10 protein-coding genes and 1 pseudogene are annotated in these 21,437 nt (G+C 65.8%); all 11 read right to left on the bottom strand.

The window, feature by feature from the left end:
* The coding region (locus HMPREF3115_RS31805) for a T6SS immunity protein Tli4 family protein (RefSeq protein ID WP_371089511.1) at positions 1–897 on the bottom strand (897 nt) is incomplete at its 3' end.
* Entirely contained in the window at positions 891–2,798 is a 1,908-nt protein-coding gene (locus HMPREF3115_RS25980; RefSeq protein ID WP_070556685.1) for an esterase/lipase family protein, read from the bottom strand. The genes HMPREF3115_RS31805 and HMPREF3115_RS25980, both read right to left, overlap by 7 nt.
* Positions 2,799–2,833: 35 nt before the next feature.
* Positions 2,834–5,620, bottom strand: a complete 2,787-nt coding sequence (locus tag HMPREF3115_RS25975; protein WP_070556683.1) for a type VI secretion system Vgr family protein — start codon at positions 5,618–5,620, stop codon at positions 2,834–2,836.
* Between the two features lie 892 nt (positions 5,621–6,512).
* Positions 6,513–7,541, bottom strand: coding sequence for a hypothetical protein (locus tag HMPREF3115_RS25970; protein ID WP_070556681.1), 1,029 nt, complete (start codon positions 7,539–7,541; stop codon positions 6,513–6,515).
* 101 nt (positions 7,542–7,642) lie between these two features.
* Positions 7,643–8,470, bottom strand: coding sequence for a hypothetical protein (locus HMPREF3115_RS25965; protein WP_035956430.1), 828 nt, complete (start codon positions 8,468–8,470; stop codon positions 7,643–7,645).
* Between the two features lie 120 nt (positions 8,471–8,590).
* Positions 8,591–9,181, bottom strand: coding sequence for a tetratricopeptide repeat protein (locus HMPREF3115_RS25960; protein ID WP_006399024.1), 591 nt, complete (start codon positions 9,179–9,181; stop codon positions 8,591–8,593).
* Positions 9,182–9,535: 354 nt separating this feature from the next.
* Entirely contained in the window at positions 9,536–12,487 is a 2,952-nt protein-coding gene (locus HMPREF3115_RS25955) for a hybrid sensor histidine kinase/response regulator (protein WP_227747516.1), read from the bottom strand.
* An 83-nt stretch (positions 12,488–12,570) separates the two neighbouring features.
* Positions 12,571–13,233 (bottom strand): response regulator, encoded by a 663-nt coding sequence (locus HMPREF3115_RS25950; RefSeq protein WP_053299021.1) that lies wholly within the window; start codon positions 13,231–13,233, stop codon positions 12,571–12,573.
* An 804-nt stretch (positions 13,234–14,037) separates the two neighbouring features.
* Positions 14,038–19,962 (bottom strand): excinuclease ABC subunit UvrA, encoded by a 5,925-nt coding sequence (gene uvrA / locus HMPREF3115_RS25945; protein WP_070556677.1) that lies wholly within the window; start codon positions 19,960–19,962, stop codon positions 14,038–14,040.
* A gap of 171 nt (positions 19,963–20,133) precedes the next feature.
* Positions 20,134–21,135, bottom strand: a complete 1,002-nt coding sequence (locus tag HMPREF3115_RS25940; protein WP_006409545.1) for an SDR family oxidoreductase — start codon at positions 21,133–21,135, stop codon at positions 20,134–20,136.
* Positions 21,136–21,257: 122 nt separating this feature from the next.
* Positions 21,258–21,437 (bottom strand): annotated as a pseudogene (locus tag HMPREF3115_RS25935) (hypothetical protein); the annotation flags it as partial.

Raw genomic sequence — 21,437 nt, 5'->3', positions numbered from 1 at the left:
ATGCGGCTTCGCCAACGTGCTCGGATCGCCCGGCGCGAGCAGGTAGAAGCGGTAGGACGTAATCTCACCTTCCTTTAACGCGAACAACACTTCCTCGGCGTCCATCCCGGCCACCGTGCGTTTGCCTTGGCGCAAAATGCGGTAACTCCCGCTTGAAACCCGATCCATCTGCGCACGCAGAGCAGGCAGTGTCTTGGTCAGCGGCTCTTTCTGGTCGACGTCGACTGAATCCCGCATCTGGATCACCAGCAGCGCCGGCCGCCCCGGCATTAGCGCGAACGACTGGCTGACTTCCTCGGTGGAAGTCGACGGGCCCGTGGCAATGCCGCCGTCAAAACAGAACCCCGATTCGGTTGGCACCGACCAATTGTCACGCGCTTTAATCCGACGGTAAATGTCATTGTAAATATTCTCGACGTCACGAAGGGCCGCCGATCCTATTCTGCTGGTAGTATGGAATAATGTTTTATTCTCATGAATATAGCCTTCTGTATCAAACGGAAGGCCATTAGCCGAAACTGCGTCTTGGAATACAAATACTCTAGAATCCTTCGTTGGAGAGAACGCCTTCTCTAGCCACACGCGATTTGTTTCCTCGTTCCTGCGCCCTGGATTGATACGTTTTTTTGTACTCAACTTCTTTTCCAGGGCTGCGACTTTTCCTTGAAACGTCGCGGATGATACGTCGTACTGCGTCTCCAGCTTTTCCCCCTGGAATTCGTATCTTTGATTGGTTATTTCGCTTGCCACCGGCCGGTCAAACACGAAGCGCCCGATGCACCACGGGCGAGCTTTGGACAACAAGGGATTCGTCATGGTCGGTTCACCGGAAAACGTAATTGAACAGGCACATACGCCCGCCACTAAAAACAGAGGTCGGAAAATTCGTGTCAGCATTTCGGCTCCGGTGCATCTTGCGCAATTTGCACGATGCTGTAGAGCAGCGCCCAGCGCGCCCACGGGTGGTTATAGCTTTCCTGATGCACGTAGCCTCCTTGGTCAAACACCATTTGTACGCCTGGCGCCGCTCCGCCGTTCGCGCCGCGCGCAGGGGCTTCCGCCGACCAAACCGGCACTGTACCGTCGCCTGGTACGATGCCATTCTTCTCGGGATCGGGCCCGTTGCCCCCCGCCGGCAACATCGCTACCTTCTGCACCTCAAATTCGATGGTGACGTTGCGTGAGTCCAGGTGCACACGCACCGTGCCTCTGTTCGAATCATGCATGAGTCGCGCCGCGCGCAGTTCTTCCTCGGTCACATCCGGCGGCACGATACCTTTCCAGATCACCGTGCCCCATGCCAATAGATCTTCGATATTCTCGCCTCGTTCGATCGTGCGTTTGCCGTGACTTTCGTCCGAAGTAATTGCTTCTTTCGGCTTCAAATCCCCATTACCATAGGTCACATACGTATTGTTATGATAGACGTTAATTATATCATTTTGATTTGCAACAACAGACTTGATGGTGTATTTGAAATTATCGATCACCGTCGTCTTTTTCTTGCGCTTCTCAAGTCGCTCTTTCACGATTCCTGCTGGATCGAGTAAAGAATTCGACTCCTCAGGTACCAAACCATACCAATTTGGATTGGTAAATACATCATCATAGGTATTGCCATCCTTCGGCAATTTAAGAACTGGCTCACCGTTGAGCCGCGCAAAGATCCACCACGGCTCACCGTTGTGGTAATCAGGCATCGGCAGCAATTCCAGCGGCCCAGGCGCGTTCGCAGCGACTGCCACGAACTCGTCCGCGTCGCTGCCGAGCAGCGCGCCGTTGATGAAGCCGTTCAGCCCACCTTCGCTGCCGCCGCCGGTGCGGAATCGCTTCGCGGCGATCGGTGCGCCCGTCGCGGGCAGCACGTTGTGAAACACGCCGTGCATCAGATCTGCCGCGCCATGCTTCGCGATCGCCATGCGCGCGACCAATCCGCCCATCGAGTGGGTGAGGATGATCGCCTTCCCGCTGTCGTTTTCCGCGATGATCTCCTTAATCCCCATCAGGCGCGTCTTCTTGCGCGTTTTCTTGTCCTCGAAATCCACACCCTCGATCACGTCCTTTGCCGATTCGGCGTTCGACTGCAACCAGTTGTAGCCGATTGCATATACGCGATACCGGTACTTGAGGAAGTGTTTGAATGCCTCCGACTCTTCGGTGATCGGCTGCCCGCGACCTTGAGCGCCGGCGTCGGTCGCGCCGTAGTCTGTCGGCTCGGTTCCTAGCACCGGCTTGAGCGCCCACTTTTTGCCGTCGGAATCCGTCTCGATCCATGGCCCCTTGGTTTTGCCCATCTCCATCGGTTCGTTCAGGTGCTCCTCCAACCACGCCAACATCGGCTGATAGCTTGATCGATAGACGGAGCCCCAGCCGCGTCGACGTGCCTCCGCCTCGTCGACATGCTTGCTGGCGCGGACCGGGCCGAGCGGCGTCACCGTGGCCAGGGTCGGGTCGAACCGCGTCTCGCGCGCCGACGCGCCCCTGAACCACATCCCGAGCAGTGCCGGCAATGCGCCCGCCTTCCCCAGCATGCCGTCTGTATTCGGCGGGAAAAAAATATCATCGCCGGTGTCCTTGTTGACGAGCGGCGAACCCATCACCCCCGGCAGGAAGATCACCGGAATGATCGGTCTGACGTCGCATAGTAGCTCCTTGCTTCGCGTATCACTCGCCGGCGTCAACGTAAAATGTCCGACCGACGCTCCGTCCTTATCCGTGCGCCCGACCTGCCGCACTACTTCTTGTTCGGCGTCGTCGCTGAACGGGGAGCCGCCGGTTTGATCTGAGTTATCGCTCATCGTTGTTCTTCAAATTCGTGCATCGATCATCGAATTCATGCCGCAGAACCGTTCGGACTCGGCCGCAACGCGCGCACGGCCAGCTTTTCGATATCCTCGCTCTTCTGCTCGGCCACGTGTCCCAGTTCATTAGTCACCCCGGTCAACCGCGTGCCGTCCCCGCGAATCAGCTCGTACGGGTGGTTTTTCAGCACTTCACCGGTAATGCGATCGCGCAGCACGTACGGATCGTTGAACTTCGCGCTCGGCAAGCTGTTCATATACTCCGCGACCGAGCTCGGCCCCTGCCGGTTGAACGACGCCGACTTGATGGTGCGCGCACCGCGCGTGCCGTCCTCGATGCCTTCCTTTGTCAGGCGCAGGTATGAGCCGCCGCATTTCAAGATCAGTTCGTCGGTCGCCTCGAGCACGATCCGCTTCTTGCTGAACAGCGACATATCCTTGGCCGAGTTCAGCTTGATTTCGTCGGTGTGCGCCGACACCTCGATCGGCCCCTTCGCTGCGAACAGCTTCATACCGGCCTTCTGCACGAACAGACTGATCTTTTCCGCGGCAGCCGCGATGAGCGATTTGCCCGTCGCGAGATGCGTGTTCGCGCCGCTGATCACGTTGGCTTCCGCCTCGGCGATCACGTGAGCGGAGCGGTCCGCTACGGCAGCGAAGTCCGCGGGCGTCGAGATCACGATCACCGGCTTGGCGAACCCGTTCGCGCTGCCCGTGCCACCGCCGGCCGTCACTCCGCCCGAGGTTTGTCCCGACACGGCTTGCTGCGCGGCTGCGGTCAGATCCTTGAGCGCGTCCTGGCCCGCCTGCAGAGATTCGGCTTGCGCCGTCGTACTGGCGCTCGACAGCGATTCCACGAGCATCCCCGCCTTCTGCAACTGCGTGCGGGCCTCGTCGACACTGAGCTGCTCGTCGTCATACGTCTTCGGATGCGAGCTGATCGACAAGCCCTTGCTCGCCCGCACGGCACCATACTCGTCGGCATGCAGCATGAACCCTTGGCCGAGATACCGGCCGCGCGTGTTGCCGTCCTGCTGGATCAAGTAGCCTTGCGTGAACGCCGCGTAACTCTTCCCGGTGTAGCTGATGAGCCGCGTGCCGCCTTGGTGCGTTGCGTCATCGTGTATGAATGCGTTGTACGCGCCCGTGTTGCCGAAGCCGCGCGACCGGAATCCCGAGAGCAGGACGTTCGTGTGCCAGGGTGCCGGTGTCGTGCCGCCATTGACGCGTCCGAGAATAAACGGCTTGTCACAGTCGTTGCCCCAGTAGCCGACGAGCACCCATTCGCCCGCGCGCGGCACATGCACAGCACCATAGCCGTCACCGGTGTCCGCTTGCATCGACGACAGCAGTGGCGACGCATTGAATGTCCCGTCCGGATTTTTCCGGTCCCACGCGAAATGCACGCGAACCTGATTGCGCTCGTTCGACCATGCCTCGCTTCCCTGCTGCGTCACCACGAGCGCGTGCTCGATCGACATCGCAGGCTTCGGATGCTCGAATGGGCTTCGAAACTCGACACGCGCATCCTGTGCTTCGACCTCGAGCACGAAAAAGCCGGCCGTACCGTCTTCTCCATGAGGCGGTGTCGCGAATCGCGCGCCGTGTATCTCTCGCTGTTCGGCCAGCGACGCACGCAGGCTGAGCGGGAATTCGTTCGTCGGCCGGCCGATCGGCACGTTGTTTTCGATGAACCAGCGTGCCTCGATGACCAGGAACGTCCGGTCGGCGTCGTCACGCTCCAAATGACGCGGATGGCCGTTCAGCACGAAGCGCGACCCCGCATCGATCCAGCGCAGGCCGCCGACCCCGAAGTAGCGCCGGGCGCGCGCATCCCAGCCCTGCACGCGGCGACGTGCGCGGGCAGCGCCGGCGTCGGAGTCGGGGTAGCCATATGCGGTCGGTTCATAGACCGTCATCGGCGCATGTGGAATGGCCTGCTGCTGTGTCTCGTGCCGCCCTTCGTCCTCGCCGTAATGGGTCGAAGCCAACGTGGCAGTCGCTTCGAAGCGGGAGGCCGGCCGCTTGTAATCGAACGCGCTCGACTCGTATCGCAGGCTCTGCATCGTCTGCATCGCTGCCCACTGCACGACGCCGCTGACCGCCTCGTCAACGCCGGCGTCGCGTGCAAAGTCGGCGGGTTTCGCATCGGGCAGTGCCGCGACCTGGTCAACGATCACGAGCGTGGTCTTGGGTGTCTCGCCGTCACGGACGGGCTCGTGCACCCAGTAGCAATACCAGCCCTCGTCTTCGAGCAGCCGATGGAAGAAGTGCAGATCCGTTTCACTCTGCCGGCACCACGAGCGCAAGGCCGGCTCGCGACTTAGATCGAAGCGGAATCGGCCCTGCAACTGCGGATACCGGTTGAGGAGGTCGGACACGATCTCCTGCGCCGTCTGCTCGAGCCAGCCTTCGTCGTTGTGTGTGCCGCCCAGAAACACCAGCGCCGACGAAAACTCGAGCTGGTACGTCGACAGGCCGCCATCCCCGCCCAGATAACCGACTCTGTGCACGAACCCGTGGATCGGACGGTATACGGGATCGGAATATGGACCGCTCGGCTGTTGCAGCCACAGTGTGACCGGCTGATGCATCAGCGATAACAGCGCCGTGTCGTCGCGCAGCGACGCGACATCGAGCGTCCAGTGATAATCGCGGCCAATGCGCGCCGATCCGCGCGCGCGCAACGGAATCAGCGCGTTCTGGCCGAGCGGCGTGTCCAGCCTCAACAGGCGATTGTTTTGCAGCAGGCCCCGATGGATCGCGTTATACAGATCGCGATATTTCAGTTCCCCGAGCGCGGGTGGTCTGAGCGCCATTTCTCTCTCGATGTTTTTCTAGTGTTTGCCGCCAAAATGGGCGGCAATCCATTTTAGACGACGTCAATCACGCACAACGAAAGCAATTGTCAGACAACCTTTACCGAATTTCAACTCGACATTACGCGTCGACGATGACCGCTGCATTTACGCATCGATCCCGGAATCGGGCAGCTGCATTCGGCAGTCGCACGCCGAGCGGCGGTGCTGATCGGTCGGCTGTCGCGCCCGGCGCATCTGGCCGGCCCGATCGACTCCGTCGTTGGTCGCGCCATCGCTAATAGAACCTCAGCCGGACGATGGTAATCGGCAAAATGAAACGGAATGTGAATCAGAGGCGCGAGACGGAACGCGGGTCGTTCTCCGCAATGGCGCGCCGGCGGCATTTTCCAATCGAGCGCGGAACGACGCATTGCGACGAGGTTCTCTTGCATCCGGTTCTGCAACCGCAGACGCGATTGGTCTAGCCGAGCGCCTTCGGTAAGCGCAACGAATTCCCGTCGAAATTTAGAGGAATACCGCAGCTCATGGCGAAACTCGTTCTTGTTGATTTATTTTCTTCTGAGGTTCTACCTTGGCCTCGCGGCCAACGTGAAGCCATGCTACTGCAGGAAAAATTGCGACGACGCGAAAGATTGCTGCGATGCCACTTTCATTTGCTTTGAGAACGATCGAGCAGCCGGTTCAGCGCCATGCAACGGCTGGATCTTCCTCACGGCGACTGCGACAACTGGCAGGCGGACGCACCGTCGTAACTCGCCGGATTGCGACGACCGGGACAAGCGCCGCTGCGTGCTCAGGCCAGACACGGGGTATGACCTATACGCGCGGGATCGCGCAAGGCACCCACGCGAACTCCCGCGACGCCCCCCTCGCCCCCTCACCCCCCCGCTCAATTCTGCGTAAGCGGATTGAGCGTCGTACACAGAAACCCCGTGCAGTTGCTCGCGCTGAAATAGAACGACGCCTGCTGCAACGCCGGAGGCGTGCCGAGCGCGAGGTCGCCGAGATAGGCATTCCCCTGCGCGCCCATCGAGTTCGACTGATCGATGAAGCCCGCGGCCGTCGACTGGACCGCGGCCGACCGATACGCAAACACCGGCGACTGTGTCCGGTCCTTCACGTACACCCACGCGATTTCGCTGCCGAACGCCATCGCACCCTTCGCACGATAGCCTTTCGCCCCTTCGTCGTTTGCCTGCGCCATGAAATCGGCGACGTTCGACGTCGCTGTCAGCGCCTCGTACGTATAGGTCGCAGCCGACGCGTTGTTCTTCATGTACAGGTTCGCCTGCTCCGTCCCGAACACCATCGGCCCGACGAACCAGTAGCCGGACTGGCCCTGACCGTTCGCCTGCGCGATGAACGCCGACGTGCCGGCCGGCAGGGTCGCCGTCGCATACGTGTACGTCGCCGACGACCCGCCGTCCTTGCGATAAAGCTCGCCGTACGTGAGCGGCCCTTCATAGCGGTAGCCGCTCGCGCCTTGCGCATTCGCCTGCGCGACGAACGCAGCGACATTGGCCGGCGGCGGTTGCAATTGATACGTATAGGTCTGCGCGGCGCCGTCGTTCACGAAGATCGAACGCGTTGCGGCCTCGGCCGCGTAGTACGCATCGCTCAGATAGCGATACCCTTTCGCGCCCTCTCCGTTGACGAGCGTCAGGAAACTCGCGGCATCCGATGCCGTCGGCAATGCCTCATAACGCAGCGTCACCGCGCCACCGCCAGACCCGCCGGACCCACCCGTCCCGCTGGTTCCCCCGCCCGTACCGCCGCCGTTGCCCGTGCCCCCGCCCGTACCGCCACTGCTCCCGCTGCCCGAACCCGCGCCGGACGGCGCGGCCGCGGAAGGACCGTCATCGCCGCCGCAGGCGGCGAGCACGACACAGGTCAGCGCGATCAATGCGAAAGTTTTCATCGGAATTCCCTCGAATTGGCAAGCGCGTACGGCGCACTCGCGCGCCTTCGCGTGTGACGAACGTGACGTCGACCGGCGGACGCGCCGCCGGCCGTCATGCATCAGTTGACCTGCAGCTGACCGCCGCGGCCGAGGCCGCCCTTGACGTCCTGCGCCTTGTAGCTGCGCAGTGCGACGACCATCTTGTTCCATGCGTCGATGAATGCGACGACGGTCGCCTTGCCTTCCGGCGTCGACGAGAAGCCGGCCAGGCCGCCGCCCACACCGCCGCCGAGGCCGCCGAGCGCCGCGCCGTAATTGGTCGCCGTCGAGCTGCCTTCGGCTGCCGCGATCTGCACCGCAGAGCGGACGTCGAACAGCGTCAGCGTCACGACCGACGCCTTCGTCTGCAGATGGCCGGCCACCGCCGCCACCGCACTGTTGCCGATCAGCCCGCCGATCATGCTGCCGATGCCGCCGATCGGCGAATCGCTGATCACGATCTGCGGCTCCATGTAGTAGTCGGCGGCGACGCGCTGCCCCTTCTGCTGTTTCGAGCCGGCGCGGTATTCGCCCGAGTTGCGCTGCAGCTGCGTGATCCGCGACAGGCGCGCGTCGGTCTTCTGATTGCCGAGCGACGTGATGACGAAGCAGTTCGACTGCTGGACGGCGAGTCGCAGCAGCGGATCGATGCTCGTCACCTTGGTCGCGCTGCCGAACGGACCCCACCAGTCGGCATTGCGGCCGTCGTCGACGGCGATCGTGCCGAGCGGCGTCGTGCAGCGCTGCAGTTGCGTATCGGCGCCGGCACTCGTGCCGCCCGCCGCGGCACCGGTCACGCCGGCGTTCTGCCCGCCGGGCGTCACCATGCCGCCGCAGCCGGCGACGGACGCACAAAGCGCTGCCACGAGCGCACCTTGAGTGAGACGTTGGGAAAGGATGGTCTTCATGTCGTTGTCGATCGATAGAGTCGTTGTTCGGCTTATGTGTCCGTGCGAACTTCGATAAGCCCCCCGGCATCGCGCGCGATGGTGGTCTCCCCGCCGCCGCTCCCGTTGCTCCGGTCCCCGTCAATAGCCGTACCAGTACGTCTGTCGCCAGACGCCGTAGTACGGATAGCCCGAGTACCAGTAGCCGTAATAGACGTCACGCCATTGCGTGCGCCATTTCCAGTCTTCCTCGTCGGCCTTCTTCTCGCTGCGCGCCATGTCGAGCAGCTTCTTCGATTCCTTGTCGCCTCGGGCAACCGCGATCGACAGCCACTTTTCCGCTTCGCGCGGATCGGAGCCCATTTCCTCGAGACCGAACAGATAGAAGCCGCCGAGCGCCTTCTGCGCATTGAGATCACCGCGCTCGGCAGCGTCGCGCATCCATTTGAGCGCCTGATAGCTGTCCTGGCGCACACCGTCGCCGCGGAAATAACGCAGGCCGAGATCGTAGGCGGCCTTCGGTTGGGTTTTCGCAGCCTGCTTCAGCGAGGCGATGCGCGGATCCTCGCGCTCGTCGGGGTCGTCCTTCTTTTGATAGGAAACCTGATCTTTAGGCCGATCGGAACAGCCGGTGTCGTCGCAAATCCGTACCGTGCCGCTCGTCGCGGCCGGATTCTGCACGCACGCGACCAACAGCAACAGCAGCCCCGGTGCAAGTAAACGGCGATACATGAGTTCTTCCTTCGAGTTTTATTTGCGCCGCACTGCTTTGCGCTATCCCACCCCGTGAGCGCACACCCGGCCGCGTGCGACGACGGTCATCCGCCGGCGCCGACACGCACGTTCAGGGCTCTCTCAGGCTCCATCTTCGATCGTTGCGTCATGTCCGCCGCGGCGCCGGTTCGGTCGCGAACGGCTCAGCGGCAGCGCCGCGCCAAACATGACGCGACGGGACAATAGTGACGTGGTGGGCAATATTAACGAAGAAATATGGCATGTCAAGGTCATTTTCTTTTTATAGTTTGCATATCGCGTCACTTTTTAATGACGCCCCATGACCTTATCCGATTCGATGGCAGGCGCGCGCTACTCGCGCAGCGCGTCCTGCGAGCCGCCGTCGCCTTCGACGGCCGCCACCGCCTGCGCGATCTCGTCGCGCAACGCGACCCACAGCGGCGAAAACGTCTGCAGTCCTTCGTCGCGCACGACCTGCTCGAGCGCCGTACACAGCTCGCCGAGCACACGCGGTCCCGATGCCGCGAATCCGCCGCCGAGCGAATGCAGTTCACGCGCGACCGTGTCGACGTCCATCGCGGGCAATGCGCGATCGATCGTCTCGAGCGACGCGAGCGTCACGCGCCGCATCGCCGTCTGCAACGCTTCCGGCATTGCGCATTGCGTGTCGTCGGAAACGAGAGCGTCATCGTACGCTTTCGCACCGGCACGCCGCGGCGCGGCTCTGCCGAGCGCCTGCGACAACGCGCCGAGCAACACCGGCTTGCGCAGCAACGCGCGCACGCCGGCGGCCGCACACCGCTGCTCATCGTCGGCGCCGACGTGCGCGCTCATCGCGATCAATGCAATATCGGCGTCGCGCGCGCGAATCGCGTCGGCTAGCGCCCAGCCGTCCATGTCGGGCAGGCCGAGATCGGTCAGCACGACGTCGAACCGACGTTGCGCGAGCGCGGCAAGCGCGTCCGCACCGTTTTCGACGAGCTGCGCGTCGACGCCCAGTTCGCGACACTGATCGGCAAGCAGCACGCGTGTCGCCGGATGGTCTTCGACGATCAGCATCCGCAACGAAGGATCGCAGGCGATCACGCGGCCTTCGTCGCGCGCGTCGGCGTCGTCGCGCGGTGCATCCTGCGCGATCGGCAGCGGAACGACGACGCTGAACGTGCTGCCGATGCCCGGTTCGCTGTCCACCGCGAGATCGCCGTCCATCGCGGCAACGAGCCGCCGGCACAGCGCGAGGCCGAGGCCCGTTCCGCCGTAGCGCCGATGAATCGAATCGTCGGCCTGCCGGTACAGTTCGAAGATCGCCGCCTGTGCGGCGTGCGGGATGCCGATGCCGGTGTCCGTCACGCGCACCGCCACTTCGTCGAGCCGGCCTTCGCGCACCGCATCGGCCGTCACGGCCACCCCGCCGGCGTCGGTGAACTTGATTGCGTTGCTCAACAGGTTCGACACGATCTGCCGGATCCGGACCGGATCGCCGATGCGGTAGCGCGCCAGCGTCGTCGCGACGTCGCACGTCAGGCTCAGCTGCTTGGCGGCGGCAAGCGGCCGGAACGACTCGGTCACGTCGTGCAGCAGCGCGGCGCAGTCGAACGGCACCGCATCGATGCGCAACTGGCCGGCCTCGACGCGCGACAGATCGAGCACGTCGTTCAACACGTGCAGCAGCGACGACGATGCCGAATGCGCGGTCGCGAGCCGTTTGCGCTGCACGTCGGGCAACGTGTCGCGGCTCATCAGTTCGAGATTGCCGATGACCGCATTCAGCGGCGTACGGATCTCGTGACTCATCGTCGCGAGAAACACCGACTTCGCGCGATTCGCCTGATCGGCCGCGCGTCGCGCCGCGTCGAGCGATTGCTCCGTCAGCTTGCGCGCGGTGATGTCGACGACCGTGCCGAGCAATGCGTCGGCACCCCGATATTTGACGCGCGTTACGTTGACGAGCAGATGCGTATCGCCGGTGGGGCCGGCCGCGCCTTCGAGCGCGATTTCGCGCGACAGCGACGTGCCGTGCGAATCGCGGAACGCGCGCCACAGCCGCACGGACAGCGGCTCGCGCGGCGTCGCCCGCTCGTAACGGTCCATCGTCTCGTTGCACAACAACACCGCGCCGTTCGCCGCGTCGATCAGCGCGAGTCCGACCGGTGCGGTGCGGATCAAGGTCCGGCTCAGTTGCTCGCTGTCTTTCAGACGCATCGCGCGCGCGTGCGACGGCACGAGGATGCGCCGGTTCAGCAGCAGCAATCCGCCCACCAGGAGCGCGAGGCCGAGCGCGGCCGCCAGCGCGATCGATGCGAGGCGCGGCCCGAGATCGGCAAGCACGGCGCGCGCCGCGACGATGTCGACGAGCGCCCAGTCGGTGCCGGGAATACGATCGCGCATGAGCCAGTCGTGTCCGAACCGATGCGCGTCGATGCCGCGTGCGGGCTTTGCGAATGCGGCAAGCGACTCGATCGCCCGCGTCGCGTCGATCCCGCTTGCATGCGCCGACTGCAGCAGCACGTGACGCTGCGCATCGACGATCGCGAGCATGCGCCCGGCGCGACCGTCGCCGAGCGCGCGCTGCAGGTTCGATACACGCGTCGCGTAGACGACGAGCGCAACCGGCGCGTTGCGGCTGTCGAACACCCAGCTTGCGACGCGTACCATCGGCTCGGACGTCACAGGGTCCGGACGCGGCGGCAGCCAGATCGCGCCATCCCGCACGCGCTCCGGATGCGCGTCGCCGTCGCGTACCTCGTCCATCGCGTCCGGCCACGTCTGCGACAGCGCCTGGACAACGTCGATCGAATCGCGCGGCGACGACTGCGCATCCGTGCGTGTCCTCATCAGCAGCGCGGCGAATCGGCCGTCGCGGCCGACGATGTAGACGTGATCGGGTCCGGCCGTGGTCTGGTGGCGCCATACGCCGTCGCCGAGCAATCGCTCGCTCAGCGCGAGCAGCGCCAGGTGGCGCGATCCTGCATCGTGCGCGATCTGACCGACGTAGGACAGGCGCGGATCGCGCACGTCGCGAAACGATGCGCGCTCGCGCGATGCAAACAGCGCGGCCAGTTCGGCCGACGGCCGCGCCGCGTCGTCCCATGCGCCGTCGCCGACGCTGGCGAAGCGCTTCACGAGCGTCGCGCTCTCCGACATTTCGAGCAGCAGTCGGTTTCTATCGATGAGGAAGCGCGCACGCATGGCCGCCTGGTAATCGCTGACCTCGATCCACGCGACGGCCGCCGCGCTCGCGACGATGAAGACGCCGAGCACCGCGCCGCCCGCGATCAGCAGCGTGCGCTGATAGACACGCATCCATCCCGGATCGAACTCGCGCCGGCGCCGCGCGCGCCGCCGCTGCATCAGCCATCGCGCGATTGCGCGCATGCCGTACGCGCTCAGACCGCGGGCCCGGAATTGTCCGGCTCGCCGGCCATCGGCAAGCCGTCGGCGCGGATCAGCTCGGCGTCGCTCGTGACACCGAGCTTGCGCATCGCGGCGAGTTTCTGCGCGCTGATCGTCTTTTTGCTGCGATGGAGTTTTTCCGCGATTTCGGTCACCTTGTAGCCCTCGCGAAACAGGCGGACGATCTCGGTCTCGCGCTTCGACAACGTCGCGCCGGCGGCGGATTCGGTCCGCTCGAGCAGCGATGCAATCGTCGGCGACAGATAGCGCCCGCCCGAATGGGCCGCGTGAATCGCGGCGATCAGATGCGACATCGGATCCGACTTGCTGACGATGCTGTTCACGCCGAGTTCCTGCAGCGCGCGGAACACGGCCGGCGAATTGAGCATCGTCACGGTCACGTAACGCAGAGTCGGGAAGCGGCGGCTCAGATACGACAGCAGCGTCTGACCGTCGCCGTATTTGCCGCTCGGCATCACGTAGTCGAGCACCAGCACGTCGCACGCGTGTGCGTCGAGCATGTCGACCAACGACGTCGTATCGCTTGTGACAGCCACGATCTCGATCGTCGGCATCGCGCTCAGCGCCGCTTTCATGCCGTGCACCGACACCGGATGGTCGTCCGCGATAACGACTCGCACCGAAAATTCGTTCATTGAATACTCGCGTCGGCAGGCGGCATCGCGCGATGCATCGCTCAGTCTTTCATTTTCCAAACAGGAGCGAATTGTATCTCAAAATAACACGGGGATTTTAAGCCGGTTGGGCGGCCGGCATTTCGGCGATTTAGCGAAGATTTGCCTTTAATCGACCTGCTTTTGCCGTCATTGACGCCCCGACTGGCGACGGCATCATTCGACACTGCCCGACGAGCACAGGTCGGCATCACGGAATGCGTATTGTCAGGCGTTTCTCCGCTGCGCTATGATACGCGCCGACCCGTCGGTGAAACGTTTGCGTCGCACTGCGTTCGCGACGGGCTCGACAGCGGAACACGGGCTCGTCCCGCGGTTCCGCAAAAAGTTGCGCCGTTCGAACACGAGGCGAGACGGCGCTTGAAGGCATCCGTTCTTGGCACGAGGAAGATGCACTTCAATACATGGAGCGCGGCGCGATGGTGCGAAGCATCCAGAACAGACAATCCGCCCTATGCGGGACTGCGCGGCTTCATTGATAACCGTGCAGCGCGCATACCGCGCGGACGCCATTGCACCGTGTACTCCGTTCGACCCGCATCACGCGGGTTTTTCTTTTTGGCGCAGGCCGAATCGCGCGGCGGACGCGGATTAACGCCTCCCCAATCGCAAACAAACGAACGATCGAAAAGCCAGCTTTCGATCGTTGCCGGCGCAGCGCAGGGGAACCGCACCCGCGCGCCGGCATGTCGCGCGATGCCGATGCCGATGCCGATGCCGATGCCGAAACCGACACCCGCATCGACACACCGCGCCGCAACGCCCTCAGCCCCCGCCCGCCTCGCCCGCGCGCTCGACCTCACGCGATCCGTCGTGCCCGTGCTCCTGCCCGCGCTCGCGCGCGAGCACCGGCGCAAGCGCGCGCCCTGTGTGGCTCGCCGCCACCTCGACGAGCGCCTCCGGCGGCGCAGCCGCGACGATCGTGCCGCCGCCGACGCCGCCTTCCGGGCCGAGATCGATGATCCAGTCCGCCTCGGCGATCACGTCGAGATCGTGCTCGATCACGACGACGCTATGCCCGCCGTCGACGAGCCGATGCAGCACGCGAATCAGCTTCGCGACGTCGGCCATGTGCAGGCCGACCGTCGGCTCGTCCAGGACGTACAGCGTATGCGGCGCCTTCTGGCCGCGCCGCGTGACGTCGTCGCGCACCTTGCTGAGCTCGGTCACGAGCTTGATCCGCTGCGCCTCGCCGCCGGACAGCGTCGGCGACGGCTGACCGAGCGTCAGATAGCCGAGCCCGACGTCCTTCATCAGCTGCAGCGGATGCGCGATCGTCGTGATCGACGCGAAGAACTCGACTGCCTCGTCGATTTCCATCGTCAGCACCTCGCCGATGTTCCGGCCGCGCCACGTGACGGCGAGCGTCTCGGGATTGAAGCGCTGCCCGTGGCACACGTCGCACGGCACTTTCACGTCCGGCAGGAAGCTCATCCCGATCGTGCGCACGCCCTGCCCTTCGCACGCCGGGCAGCGGCCGTCGCCGGTGTTGAACGAGAACCGCGACGCGGTATAGCCGCGCGCGCGCGCTTCGAGCGTGTCGGCGAACAGCCGCCGAATCGCGTCCCACACGCCGATATACGTGGCGGGACAGGACCGCGGCGTCTTGCCGATCGGCGTCTGGTCGACTTCGAGCACGCGGTCGATATGCTGCCAGCCGTCGATCGACTCGCAGCCCTGCCACACGTGCGCGACGTTCAGCGCCGGCCGCGGCGCACTGCGCGCGAGCACGCTCGAGCGACGGTTCGCGGCCGGCGCGTCCTGCGCGGCGCTCTTGCGCGCGCGCCGCACGGCCGGCGAAGACAGCACCGAGCGCCCCACCGCGTCGAGCAGGTTCGTCATCAGCACGTCGCGCGCGAGCGTCGACTTGCCCGACCCGCTGACGCCCGTCACGGCGACGAGCCGTGCGAGCGGAATGCCGACCGTCACGTCGCGCAGGTTATGCAGGTTCGCGCGATGCACGGTCAGCCAATGCTCGGGCACCGCCTCGGCGTTCCTGCGGCCCTGCGCGACGACGCTGCGACGCGGCTGCAGCGGATGGACCATCGGCTGCGCGAGCAGGCGCCCCGTCAGCGACGACGACTGCGCGGCCAGATCGGCGACCTTGCCCTGCGCGACGAGCGTGCCGCCGCGCTTGCCGGCGCCGGGCCCGATGTCGATGATGTGATCGGCGCGCCGGATCGTATCCTCGTCGTGCTCGACGACGACGAGCGTATTGCCCTTGTCGCCGAGCTGACGCAGCGCATTCAGCAGGATCTGGTTGTCGCGCGGATGCAGGCCGATCGTCGGCTCGTCGAGCACGTAGCACACACCCTGCAGATTGCTGCCGAGCTGCGCGGCGAGCCGGATGCGCTGCGCTTCGCCGCCCGACAGGCTCGGTGCCGCGCGATCGAGGCTCAGATAGCCGAGCCCGACCTCCTCGAGAAACGCGAGCCGGCTGCCGATCTCGCTGACGATGTCGCGCGCGATCTGCGCGTCGCGGCCGACGAGCCGCAGCCCGTCGATCCAGCGGCGCGTGTCGGACACCGTCCACTGCGCGACTTCGACGATCGGATGCCCGTCGAACGTGACCGCGCGCGCCGTGGGGTTCAGCCGCGTGCCGCCGCAATCGGCGCACGGCTCGTCGCCGACGCCTTCCGGTTCCTGCTCGTCCGACGGCAGCGTCTGTTCGCGGCCGCGGCCGTCTTCGGCGAATACCGTGTCGTCGTACACGGCGCGCTGCTCGCGCGTGAGCGCGAGCCCGGTGCCGACGCACGTCGTGCACCAGCCGTGCTTGCTGTTGTACGAGAACAGCCGCGGGTCGAGCTCCGGGTAGCTCGTGCCGCACACCGGGCACGCCCGCTTGACCGACAGCACCTTGACGTCGCCGACCCGCGCGGTGGAATGGCCGTTTGAGATCGCGTGATGCAGATCGTCGAGCGGCGCGAGCAGATGCATCACGCCCTTGCCGATCTCGAGCGTCTCGTCGAGACGCTGCCGCAGTTCGGCCTCCTTGTCCGGCGACACGACGAGGTCGGCAACCGGCAACTCGATCGTGTGTTCGCGGAAGCGGTCGAGCTTCGGCCACGGATCGACCGGCACGAACTCGCCGTCGACGCGCAGATGCGTGTGACCGCGCGCCTTCGCCCATTTTGCGAGATCGGTATACAGCCCCTTGCGGTTCACGACGAGCGGCGCAAGCAGCCCGACGTGCTGGCCGCGATGTTCGCGCAGCAGCTGCGCGGCGATCGATTCGACCGACTGCGACGCGACCGGCGTGCCGTCGTGCACGCAGTGCTGAAGGCCGAGCTTCACGTACAGCAGCCGCAGGAAGTGCCACACCTCGGACGTGGTCGCGACCGTGCTCTTGCGGCCGCCGCGCGACAGCCGCTGCTCGATCGCGACGGTCGGCGGAATGCCGTACACGGCGTCGACTTCGGGCCGGCCGGCCGGCTGCACGATCGAGCGCGCGTACGCATTCAGCGACTCGAGATAACGGCGCTGCCCTTCGTGGAACAGGATGTCGAACGCGAGCGTCGACTTGCCCGACCCCGACACGCCGGTGATCACGTTGAACTTGCCGTGCGGAATGTCGACGTCGAGCGCCTTCAGGTTGTGCTCGCGCGCGTTCACGATGCGCACGACGTCCTCGCCTTCGATCGCGCGCCGCGCGCGTGCTGCGTTGAGCGCGGCCTGCAGCGGCACGCCTTCGTCGGCCGGCTCGGCGGCCGACGCATCCATCGCGCGCTCGTAATCGCGCAGCGCCGCGCCGGTATGCGAACCGGCACACGCCTTCACATCGTCCGGCGTACCGGCGCACAGCACGAGGCCGCCGCCGTCGCCGCCCTCCGGACCGAGGTCGATCAGCCAGTCGGCCGCACGGATCACGTCGAGGTTGTGCTCGATCACGATCAGCGAATGGCCGGCCGCGAGCAGCTTGCCGAACGCCTGCATCAGCTTCGCGATGTCGTCGAAGTGCAGGCCGGTGGTCGGCTCGTCGAACATGAAGAGCCGCGACCGCGCGATGCGCGCCTCCTGCGTGACCACGCGCCGCCCGTTCCCGGCCGCCGCCGATTCGGCGAGAAAGCCCGCGAGCTTGAGCCGCTGCGCTTCGCCGCCCGACAGTGTCGGCACCGGCTGACCGAGCTTCACGTATTCGAGGCCGACGTCGACGATCGGCTGCAGCACGCGCAGCACGTCCGCGTCGCCCGCGAAGAACGCGGCCGCCTCGCTGACCGTCAGGTCGAGCACGTCGGCGATGTTCAGCGCGCGGCCGTCGCGGGCGATCCGCACTTCGAGCACTTCGGCGCGATAGCGCCGGCCGTCGCAGTCCGGGCAGCGCAGATAGACGTCGCTCAGAAACTGCATCTCGACGTGCTCGAAGCCCGAGCCGCCGCAGGTCGGGCAGCGCCCGTCGCCCGAGTTGAAGCTGAACGTGCCGGCGCCGTAGCCGCGCTGCAGCGCGAGCGGCGCTTTCGCGAACAGCTTGCGGATCTCGTCGAACGCGCCGACGTAGCTCGCCGGGTTCGAGCGTGTCGTCTTGCCGATCGGCGACTGATCGACGAACACGACGTCGCCGATCTGCTCGGCGCCGGACAGCGCACGGTATGCGCCCGGCGATTCGGTCGGGCGCCCGAGCTGACGCGCGAGCGCCGGATACAGCACGTCCTGGATCAGCGTCGACTTGCCGGACCCCGATACGCCCGTCACGCAGACCAGCCGCTGCAGCGGAATCTCGACCGTGACGTCGCGCAGGTTGTGCTCGCGCGCGCCTTCGAGCACGATGCGCGGCGTCTGCGCGTCGACCGGCCGGCGCGCCCAATGCGACGCATGCGCGACCTGCCGGCGGCCGCCGAGATACTCGCCCGTCAGCGTGGCTGCGCCGCGCACGTCGGCCGGCGTGCCGTCGTAGACGATCGTGCCGCCGCGCTCGCCGGGGCCGGGGCCCATGTCGATCAGCCGGTCGGCCGCGAGCATCACGGACGGATCGTGTTCGACGACGACCAGCGTGTTGCCGGCATCGCGCAGCCGCTGCATCGCCTCGACGATCCGGTTCAGGTCGCGCGGATGCAGCCCGATGCTCGGCTCGTCGAGCACGAACAGCGTCTTGGTCAGCGACGTGCCGAGCGCGGTCGTCAGGTTGATGCGCTGCACCTCGCCGCCGGACAGCGTGCGGCTTTGCCGGTCGAGCGTCAGATAGCCGAGCCCGACGTCGCACAGATACTTGAGCCGCGTACGCACCTCGGCCAGCAGCAGCTTCAGCGCGTCGTCGAGCAACGCGCTCGGCAGCGTGAGCGTGTCGAAGAAGCGGCGGATCCGATCGATCGGCAGCAGCATCAGGTCGTGCACGGTGAGCCCCGGCAGCGCCTCGAGCTGCGCGCGGCTCCAGTCGACGCCGTGCGGCATGAAGCGATCGGCCGGCGCGAGCACCGCGTCGGCATTCTCCTTCGAGCCGAGCCGCCACAGCAGCGATTCGGTCTTCAGCCGCGCGCCGCCGCAGGTTTCGCACGGCGTGTAGCTGCGGTACTTCGACAGCAGCACGCGGATGTGCATCTTGTACGCCTTCGACTCCAGATAGCCGAAGAAGCGCCGCACGCCGTACCACTGGCTCTGCCAGCTGCCGGTCCAGTCGGGCGAGCCGTCGATCACCCAGTCCTGCTCGGCCGGCGTGAGCTCGGCCCACGGCACGTCGCGCCGGATGCCGGCCTTCGCCGCGTAGCGCATCAGGTCGTCCTGGCATTCCTTCCATGCGGGCGTCTGCATCGGCTTGATCGCGCCGCCGCGCAGCGTCTTGCGCGCATCGGGAATCACGAGGCCGAGATCGACGCCGATCACGCGGCCGAAGCCGCGGCACGTCTCGCATGCGCCGTAGGCGGAGTTGAACGAGAACAGCGCGGCCTGCGGCTCCGCATAGCGCAGATCGCTTTCCGGATCGTGCAGCCCGGTCGAAAAGCGCCAGACCTCCGGTTCCGGCGCGACCGCGCCGTCGCCTTCCGGCGCCTGCGCGAGCACGTAGACGTTCACGCGCCCGCCGCCGCGCTTCAGCGACGCCTCGATCGCCTCGACCGCGCGCGCCTTCTCGACCTGATGCAGCCGGAAGCGGTCGGCCACCACGTCGAGCACCTTGCGCGGGCCCGTCGGCGACGCAACCTCGCGCTGCGCCTGCACGCGCGTATAGCCGCTGGCCGACAGCCACTGCTCGACTTCCTCGTCGGTCACGCTGTCGGGCAGTTCGACCGGGAACGTGATCGCGAGCCGCGGATCGTGCTCGGCCGTGCGCGCGAGCAGATCCGCATGGATCGTCTCGGGCGTGTCGTGCCGCACCGGTCGCGCGGTCTTGCGGTCGAACAGCTCGGCCGCGCGCGCATACAGCAGCTTCAGGTGATCGTTGAGCTCGGTCATCGTGCCGACGGTCGAGCGCGAACTGCGGACCGGGTTCGTCTGGTCGATCGCGATCGCGGGCGGCACGCCGTCGACGCGGTCGACCTGCGGCCGGTCCATCCGGTCGAGAAACTGCCGCGCATACGCGCTGAACGTTTCGACATAGCGCCGCTGCCCCTCGGCATACAGCGTGTCGAACACGAGGCTCGACTTGCCCGAGCCCGACGGGCCCGTGACGACCGTCATCTCGCCCGTGCGCAGGTCGAGATCGAGATTCTTCAGGTTGTGCTGGCGTGCGCCGCGAATGCGGATCAGGTGGCTCGATGACAATGGATTACCCGTCGGAAAGAGTTGGCCGGCGTGCGCGGCGCCGGACGGCGGCGCACGCTCGCGGCCGCGCGCGCGAGACGCGGCGCACGGCTCAATGTCGACGGATACTATACTGTATATTCATACAGTTTTCCAAGACGCCCGCATTCATGGCGGCCTTCACGGCCGCCGTCACGGCTGCCCCGCGCCGCCCGACGCGCCGTAGATCTGGCCGGTCACGTAGCTCGCCTGCGCCGACGCGAGCTCGACGTAGATCGACGCGATCTCGGCCGGCTGTCCCGGCCGGCCCATCGGCACCTGCTCGCCGAACTTCTCGACGTTCTGCTCGGTCTGCCCGCCGCTCACCTGCAGCGGCGTCCAGAACGGCCCGGGCGCGACGCCGTTCACGCGTATCCCGCGCTCGATCATCTGCTTGGCCAGCCCCTTCGTGAAATTCGCGATCGCGGCCTTCGTCATCGCGTAGTCGAGCAGGTTCGCGGACGGATCGTACGCGTTCACCGACGTCGTATTGATGATCGCCGCGCCGGCCGGCATCCGCGGGATCGCCGCGCGCGTGATCCAGAACATCGCGTACAGGTTCGTGCGCAGCGTCCAGTCGAACTGCTCGGTGCTGATGTCGAGGATCGACGGGTGGCTCTGCTGGCGCGCCGCATTGTTCACCAGGATGTCGAGTCCGCCGAGCGCGGTGGCGGCCTGCTCGACGAGCCGGTTGCACGCGGCCTCGCTGCGGATGTCGACCGGCAGCGGCACCGCCGTGCGCCCCGCACTGCGGATCAGTTGCACGACTTCGCGCGCATCGGGCTCCTCGTCCGGCAGATAGACGATCGCGACGTCCGCGCCTTCGCGCGCGAACGCGATCGCGACGGCGCGGCCGATGCCCGAGTCGCCGCCGGTGATCAGCGCCTTGCGGCCGGCCAGCCGGCCGCTGCCGCGATAGCTGCGCTCGCCGTGATCGGGGCGCGGCGTCATGCGGCCGGCGAGCCCCGGCCACGGCTGGTGCTGCGCCGGAAACGGCGCGTGCGGATACAGCGGCCGCGGGTCGCGCGGCGCGGTATCGCCGGCGGACGGGGCACCCGTCTGCGCGACGGCGGGCATCGCGACGCCGGCCACGAGCCCGGCGGTCGTGCCCTGCATCCATTTGCGCCGCGATGCGGAAATTTCATCGGATGACATGATCGAGACTCCATCGACCGCTCGGCGGGAACGGCCGTGTCGACAGCGCCCCGCGGCACGCGCGCGACGCCTGGTGGGAATTCGGTTACCGACAGGCCGGATGCCGATCGGGCGGGTGCGCGCTACAGCGGCCGCGGCCGGTCGCCGGCGTCGTCGGGCCCGTCGTGCTCCTCGGGCCACGGCTTGTCGTTCGCCGGGTCGCGCACCTCGGTCTCGCGCGGATCGTCGGGCGCGACCTTGCCGACGTCGGCGTCCGGAATTTCGTCGAGCTCGCCGCCGCCCGGCGCATGGCCGGGCGGGCG

Origin of the sequence: Burkholderia sp. HMSC10F09 (assembly GCF_001806955.1) — a bacterium.
Taxonomy (GTDB): Bacteria; Pseudomonadota; Gammaproteobacteria; order Burkholderiales; family Burkholderiaceae; genus Burkholderia; species Burkholderia multivorans.
Note: the sequence above shows the minus strand (reverse complement) of the source record. Positions and strands in the feature narration are given on the sequence as shown.